This is a genomic window from Saccharothrix sp. CCNWYY140, from assembly GCF_037401995.1.
Lineage (GTDB): Bacteria > Actinomycetota > Actinomycetes > Mycobacteriales > Pseudonocardiaceae > Actinosynnema.
Genome location: NZ_JBBEGC010000040.1, coordinates 59,447 through 66,955, shown reverse-complemented (window position 1 = coordinate 66,955; position 7,509 = coordinate 59,447). Strand labels below are relative to the sequence as shown.

Below are 7,509 nucleotides of genomic sequence, written 5' to 3'. Positions count from 1 at the left end.
GGGGATGACACAAGCAAGAAGCCCAAGTTGCGCTGTGTCCTCCTCGGTGGACTGCCACTTGCCGGCTCCGCCGAAGAACCGGCGCTGCGCGCCGAAGAGCACGCGCTGCGCGCGGACCCCGACTAGCTTTCCCGGCCGGCCAAGCGGTCGATCGCGCCGCCCACCCGGTCCGCCAGCAACCCCACCGCGCCAACCGCCCGGCTCATCGGATCATCGTCCGCCCCACCAAGCGCCTGCGCCCTTACATAAGCCGCCTTCACTTCATCCCACCGCCGTGCCTGCTCCGGCGTCAACGTCCCCCGCAGCTCGGCCAGCTTCAGCAAGTTGGCCTCCGCCCCCGAAGTCAGAGTCTGCGCCTCACCCAGGTAATGGTCGTCGATCACAGTCGCCAGTTCGGCCTCGTTCATCACCGGAACGACCTTCTCGGCCAGCTTGTTCATGTTCCGGTACGAACCCTGCAACTGGAACGGCGGCTCGACCCGAGACGCATCCGCCTGTGCCGCCGACGCAATGTAAGCCTGGTTGTTGGCCAATACGACCTCCTGCACCCGCACCAGCTTGCGCAGCACCGACAGCACCTGCTCCAACTCCACCGACGTGTACGGGTGGCTCAACTGGTCCGAACGGACCTCCTCACCCCGTGCCATCCGAACCAGCAGCTCGACATCACCCCTGTCCCTTGTGGACAGTGGGGCGAGGACCGCGTTCGAAGTCAGGGCGTTCTCGATGTAGCTCAACGCGAACAGGTCCTCGCGGCCGGACAGCACGTCGCCGAGGTTCCAGACGTCTGCTCGGTTCGCGAGCATGTCCGGGATGCGGAAACGCTGTCCCGACTCGGTGTACGGGTTGCCGGCCATGCACACCGCGAACCGCTTGCCGCGCAGGTCGTACGTCCTTGTCCGGCCGTCCCACACGCCTTCCATCCGCCTCTGGGCGTCGCACAGCGAGATGAACTTCTGCAACAGCTCCGGTGAAGTGTGCTGGATGTCGTCCAGGTACAGCAGGACGTTGTTGCCGGCCTCCAGCGCGAACGAGATCTTCTCGACCTCCTGCCGCGCGGTGGCGTTGGGGGCATCAGCCGGGTCCACGCTGGTCACGTCGTGTCCTAGCGACGGGCCGTTGACCTTGACGAACACCAAGCCCAGTCGGTTGGCGACGTACTCCATCAACGTCGTCTTGCCGTAACCAGGCGGGGAGATGAGCAGCAGCAGGCCCATTTGGTCGGTGCGCTTGTCGTCGCCGGCCGCGCCCAACTGCTTGGCGAGGTTGTCGCCGATCAGCGGTAGGTACACCTCGTCCAGCAAACGGTTGCGGACGAACGCGCTCATCACCTTCGGCTGGTACTCCTCCAGCCGCAGCCGCCGCTTCTCCGCCGTCACGACCTCGTTGCGGTGCCGTTGGTAGGCGCGGAACGCGGGTACGCGTTCGGTGCGGAAACGGCGGGTTCGCGTCAGCAGCTCGTCCAGTCGGAACTCGAGCTTGCGGTCCACGATCCGGGGGTGTGCTCCGAGCAACCCGTCCACGGTGGCCCGCAGCTCAGCCGACGACTCGTGCCGCGGCAGGTCCCGGCACAGCTCCATTGCCACCGCCTCGGGCAGGTCCGGGTCCTCGCGACCGGCCAGGAACGCCCCGTACCAGCCCTCGACCAGCGCCTTCCGGTCCGCTGGGTCGGTCAGCGCGCGAAGGTCGTCCTCGAACTCCTTGCGGCTGCCCAACGCCCGCTGGAACGCCTCGACCAGCGACCGCGCCCCGGCGCTGGTGGCGAAACCGAACGGCGAACTGCACAGCTCCTCGAACAGGTACTCCCCGGCCAACGGGTCGCCGATGTGCTCGGCCAGCTCCGCGCACAGCTCGTCGATCGCGGACGTGTGCCCGAACACCGACCGCGCCCGCCCGAGCGACGACGCCCGCCGCGTCCAGCGACCCCGGGCCTCCTCGTCAGCAGCAGCCCAGAACAGCTGCGCGGCGGCCCGTGCGGACGGCGGGTAGCGCAGGACGCCGGCGCCCGCGTGCAGGCGCAGCAGCGCGTCGAGGATGCGGGCGGCGTCGTGGTCGTGGACCCCGCGTTCGTAGCCCTCGTCCAGGCGGGTCTCGGCGACCTGCCGCACCAGGTCCAGCAACCTGCCCTCGGTGACGGCCGCGTGCAAGGCGTCCACGGGCTGTTCGGCCAGGATCGACGCGGCCAGGTGCTCACCCCGGTAGACCTCGGCAGTCTCGGACACCACGAGCTGGTCCCAGAACGGCTTCGTGGCGGCGAAACCCTCGTCCCGGACCGGAGCGCGGTAGTCGGTGCCGGTGATGGCGAACGACAGTGCGCCGTCCTTGGGCACCAACGTGAGGTCCATCGGCTGGGTGTTCACCGCGAACCGGTGCCGGCCCAGCCTGATCGTCTCGCCGTCGAACAGGTCCAGCCGGTCGCGCAGCGCCCGCCCGGCCTCCTGACGGGCCGCGAGCACGCGCCCGTCCAGCTCCTCGGCGCGGACGGTGTCGCCCAGTTCGCGCAGCTCAGCCGCGATGGACCGGATCTTGGCCACCATCGGGTCGGACGCGAAGTAGGTGTTGACCTCGTCCAGCGACCCGAGCCCGGCGACGCGGCGCGCGACCCCGGTCAGGATCCGCTCGGCCGAGTCGGCCAGCCGGTCCGCGCGCCGTGACCGCTCGTCCAGCAAGGCCTGCTTGCGCGAGGAGAACGCCTCGTAGACGTCGGTGCGCTTGGAGCCGAGCTGGGCCAGGAAGTCGTCGAACTCGCCGAACCGGGACTCCAGGTTCTCCAGTTGCAGCAGCAGCCGGCCCAGCTGCTCGTCGCAGGCCTGGGGTGTGTCGGCGACCGCGAGCGCACCGGTGATGGCCTGCCCGAGCAATGCGAACTCCGCCGCGAACTCGGCACGTCCTTCGGTGGCCAGCAGTTCGCGGCGACGACCGTCCACAGTGGCCCGTGCGCGGTTCAGGCCGCCCAGGACCTCGCCGATGCGTTCCAGGATCGACGTCCGGACCGTGGCGTCGGCGATGTCCAGCGACCCGACGACCTCGGTCAGCACCTCCAGGCCGCGCTGCCGCTCGGCCAGTTCGTCGGTGACCGGCTTGGCCTCGGCGACCGTCCGCACGGCCTCCGCCTTGCCGACCAGCTCCTCGACCTGCTCGTGGTAGCCGGTGAACGCGTCCTCGCGGCGCAGGTGCTCGACCGCGCGCTGGGCCGTGGACGCCAGTTCCTCGCCCAACTGCACCGACAGCTCGTCGATCCGCGCCAGGTCGACGTACCGCAGCTCCTTCAACGTCACCAGGTGGCCCTGCGCCCCCCGGAGGTCCGCGAGCTGCCGCACCCAGGCATCCGCGCTGAGCGGCACCTCGCCACGGGTGCGCCGGATCAGGGCGGCGATGCCGTCGGCCGCCTCGGCCAGCGCCGCGGCGGCCTGGTCGGTGAGCGCCTGCACGGTCTCGAACTCGTCCAGCACCTGCTCGGCCGTCGCCCGCACCTCGGTCAACGGCGTGCGCAGGTCGCCCAGGTCCGCCTCGCCCAGCCAGTGGTAGGCGTCGAACACCCTGGTGCAGGAGGCGATCAGGTCCTCGAACACCGGCACGGACGGCGCCATCTCGCCGACCATCCGGCTCACCGACAGGCAGTCGGAGATGCCGCGCACCAGGTCCGCGTTGCCGACCCGCTCCAGCGGTCCGGTGCCGGTGGGCTGGGCGGCGGCGTAGGTGTCGGACAGGTACGGCGTCTGCCACACCTGCATGGGGTGCACGCGGGTCGGTTCCTCGGTCAGCGCCCGGAACACGACCAGCGTGCCGTCGTCGAACAGCGAGTACCCGTGGCACGGCAACGGGGTCGCGACTTCCTTGCGGATCACGTTGTAGGGCAGCAGGAGCGAGCGGCCCTCGCGGCGGGCGTGGAAGACGTACAGCACGTCCTCGCCGTTGGTGGACCGGATGACCCGCTCGAACTCCAGCTCGTCCACGTCGGTGTCGAACGTCTTGCTGACGCCCGTGGCGAGGTAGTAGCCGCCGGGGAAGATCAGGCCCTGGTCCTCGGGCAGCCGCTGGCAGGCCTGGCCGATGCCGTCCAGCCGCACGACGGTCTTGGTGCGGGTGTTGAACACCAGGTGCCGCCACGCGGTTTCCTTGTACGGGCGCACGCGCAGCAGGATCTGCGTCCCGACCCGGGCGTACTCCACGTCGGCGTCGGCCAGCGACTGCAACGGCTCGTCCACCGGCTCGCGGTAGATGCCCTCGCCGGTCTCGGTGTTGTTCTCCACCTTGATGGTGAGGTCGCCGCCGACGGTCTCCACGAAGACCTCGTCCTCGATGGAGATGTGCGGGTGGCGGCCCAGCACGTGGTGCTCGCGCGCGGTGGGCGTCCACTCGAAGTCGTGCGAGGGCGGGAAGACGTGGTCGCGCTCGCCCCGGTTGTCCAGGTACTTCACCGTGCCGTCGGTGGCGAGCTGCCAGCGCAGCACCCGGATGTCCTCGGTGCGGGCGCCGGTCTGGAACACCGCGAGCAGCTTGCCCTCGACCCGGCGCAGCTGCATGAGCCGGGTGTCCCGGTAGTACCGGTACAGCTCGGCGAAGTCCCGCTCGAACTGCGGGTCGTCGAGCAGGCCGGGCAGCTCGGTGCGGTCCGCGTCCTCGAACCGGAAGGCGTCGCCGTCGCGGGTGAAGCGGTGCAGGGAGAAGACGTCGTCGATCGTGGTCTCCGGCTTGAGGCCGATGAACACGTTGTAGCCGAACAACATCAGCCCGGCCACTTGCACGACGTCCCGTGGCACGCAGTTGTTCTCGGTGCGGATGCGCTCGGTGCCCAGCAGCGTCAGCTCGGCGCTGCCGAACACCTCCAGCCGGCGCGCGTTGAGCGCTTCGGCGCGGCGGGCGAGCCCGGCGGCCTGGTCGGCCAGCCGGGCCCGCAGCACCTCGTACGTGCCGGCGTCCAACGTCGCGGTCATCCCCGTGGCCAAGGTCGTCACGACTGGGCGGCGAGCGCGGCCACCGGCCGTTCCGCCACACCCAGGCGCTGGGCCGTGGCCAGCAGCTCGCGCATCGCGGGCGCGTCCGGGCCGCCCGAGTTGATCAGCTTGAGCAGCAGCGCGGACACCGTGACGTTCTTCAGGTCCTCGGTGCCGAACGAGCCGAGGACGCGGCCGATGTCCTGGGTGAAGTCGTGCGTCCCGTTGAGCCAGGACGCGCCGAGCGTCTTGGCCACGTCCGAGTGCTCCACGAACCCGTCGACGCTCTTGCCCGCGGTGACCGCCCCGACCACGCGGTCGAAGAACATGGTCTCGCCGCCGACGATGTCGATGTCGGCCTTCTCCAGGCCCGCCGCGAGCACCTTGGCCTGCGACTCGGCGATCTGCCGCTGCACGTCGATGCCGGCCAGCCGGATCTCCTTCTCGGTCTCCAGCCGCAGGCGGTACTCCTCGTGCTCGCGGGTGGCGCCGTCCAGCGCGGCCATCGCGTTCGCCTTGTCCGCCAAGCCTTCCGCCTCGCCCTTGAGCTTCTCGCGGATCGCCTCGGCGGCCACCAGGGCCTTCTCGCGCTCCACCACGGCCTCGGCGCGGCCGACCTTCTCCAGCACCTCGGCGTCGCGCTCCTTGACCTGCACGTCGGCCATCTTGACCTGCACGTCGGCCAGGCCGGACGCGGCGGCCTCGGCCTGCCGGCCCTCGGCGAGCCGGATCATGGCGCGGGTGTCCAGCTCGGCGGCCTGCTGGCGCGCCTCGGCGAGCAGGAGTTCCTCGCGGGCCTTGAACTTGGCCGCGGCCTCCGCCGCCTCGGCCGCCTTGATGTCCTTGACCAGGTTCTCCTGGGCCTCGGCCTCGGCGGCGATGATCGTGGTCTGGCGCAGCCGCTCGGCCTCTTCCAGGGCGCGCAGCTTCTTGATGTTCTCTTCCTGCTCCGCCACGGTCTTCTCCACGGCGATGCGCTCGCGGATGACCTCGGCGATGGCCCGCTTCTCGCCTTCGAGTTCCTTGTCCTTGGCGATGCGGGTCAGCTCGGTCTCGCGCTCGCGGCCGATGACCTCCAGCTGGCGGTCCTTCTCGATGCGCTCGCTCTCGATCGCGATCACGCGCTCGCGGTTCTTCTCCGCCACCGCGATCTCGCGGTTCTTGTTCTCGTGCTGGATGCCGAGCTGCTCCTCGGTGCGGATGTGGGCGGTGTTGGCCTTGAGCCGCTCCTCCGCCTGCACCTTGGCGATCTCGGCCTCCTCGCGGGCGCGCATGGTCTCGACCTCGCGCTTCTGCTTGATCTCCGCGTCGGCCTTGCGCCGCTCCAGCTCCAGGATCGCCTCGCGCGCCTCGACGTTCTGGCGCGTGATCTCCTTCTCCTCGCCGCGCTGGTACTCGTTGGTCCGCACGTGCTCGATCGCGGTGAGCTCGGTGATCTTGCGGATGCCCTGCGCGTCCAGGATGTTGCTCGGGTTGAGGTGCTCCATCGGCGTCTGCTCGAGGTAGTCGATCGCCGCGTCCTCCAGGCTGTAGCCGTTGAGGTCGGTGCCGATCACCTCGATGATCCGGTCGCGGAACTCGTTGCGGTGCGTGTAGAGGTCGACGAAGTCCAGCTGCTTGCCGACGGTCTTGAGCGCCTCGGAGAACTTGGCGTTGAACAGCTCCTGGAGGGTCTGCTCGTCGCTGGCGCGGGCGGTGCCGATGGCCTGGGCGACCTTGATGACGTCCTCGACGGTCTTGTTGACCCGCACGAAGAACGTGATCCGGATGTCCGCGCGGATGTTGTCCTTGCAGATGAGGCCCTCGTGGCCGGCCCGGCGGATCTCGATGGTCTTCACCGAGATGTCCATGATCTCCGCGCGGTGCAGCACGGGCAGGACGACCGCGCCGGTGAACGTGACGTCCACCTTGCGCACCTTGGAGATGATCAGCGCCTTGCCCTGGTCGATCTTGCGGAACAGGCGGCTGATCATGATCAGCAGCGCGATCACGACGACCAGGGCGACGGCGATGAGGATGCCGAGGCCGGTGGTGATGACTCCCATCAGTGCTCCCCCAACGGGTAGGTAGGGATCGGGGCGACCCAGAAGAACTCGCCGTCCTGGTCGTAGTCGAAGATCAGCGCGGTCGTGCCCGCGCGCAGGTCGTCCGCGCCGGCCTGGCGCACCTGGACGATCGCCGAGGAACCGTCGGCGGCGGTCACCTCGGCCTGGCCGAACTCGGTGGTCACGGTGCCGGTGCGGATCACGCAGACCCGGCCGACGAAGTCGTGCCGGGAGGCGTCCGGCAGCAGCGGGTACAAGCGCCGCAACGGGATCACGGCCACCCGTGCGACGAGGAACCCGACTACCAGCGACCCCAGGAGGACCGCCCAGTCGTACCCGTCGACCAGCGTCGCGCCCGCGAGGCACGAGAACCACGCGACCGGCACCAGCAGGGAGAACACGACGCTGCCCGGCACCCCGCCCAGCCCGTAGGCCAACTCCACCCCGCCGTCGAGGTCGAGCCCGAACGCGGCGAGCAACCAGAACACGACCACGAGCACCAGCAGGACCGTGAGCAGCACAGTCGG

At 69.7% G+C, this 7,509-nt stretch carries 3 protein-coding genes; all 3 read right to left on the bottom strand.

Translation table 11 applies throughout. The features are described 5' to 3' along the window. Nucleotides 1-122 precede the first annotated feature (122 nt). From WBN91_RS19560 to WBN91_RS19550, 3 genes are read right to left on the bottom strand one after another with little or no spacing between them, the layout of a single operon-like run. Nucleotides 123-4,937, bottom strand: a complete 4,815-nt coding sequence (locus WBN91_RS19560) for a DNA repair ATPase (protein ID WP_337725221.1) — start codon at nt 4,935-4,937, stop codon at nt 123-125. A 17-nt stretch (nt 4,938-4,954) separates the two neighbouring features. Next, nucleotides 4,955-6,982 carry a flotillin family protein gene (locus WBN91_RS19555; protein WP_337725222.1) on the bottom strand — a complete coding sequence of 676 codons (2,028 nt, stop codon included), beginning with the start codon at nt 6,980-6,982 and terminating at the stop codon, nt 4,955-4,957. Beyond that, nucleotides 6,982-7,503 carry a hypothetical protein gene (locus tag WBN91_RS19550; protein ID WP_337725223.1) on the bottom strand — a complete coding sequence of 174 codons (522 nt, stop codon included), beginning with the start codon at nt 7,501-7,503 and terminating at the stop codon, nt 6,982-6,984. The genes WBN91_RS19555 and WBN91_RS19550 overlap by 1 nt, the downstream gene beginning before the upstream one ends. Between the last annotated feature and the right edge of the window lie 6 nt (nt 7,504-7,509).

Coding starts and splice junctions, on each gene's coding strand:
- WBN91_RS19560 (WP_337725221.1), bottom strand. CDS start 4,937: ATGACCGCGACGTTGGACGCCGGCACGTACGAGGTGCTGCGGGCCCGG.
- WBN91_RS19555 (WP_337725222.1), bottom strand. CDS start 6,982: ATGGGAGTCATCACCACCGGCCTCGGCATCCTCATCGCCGTCGCCCTG.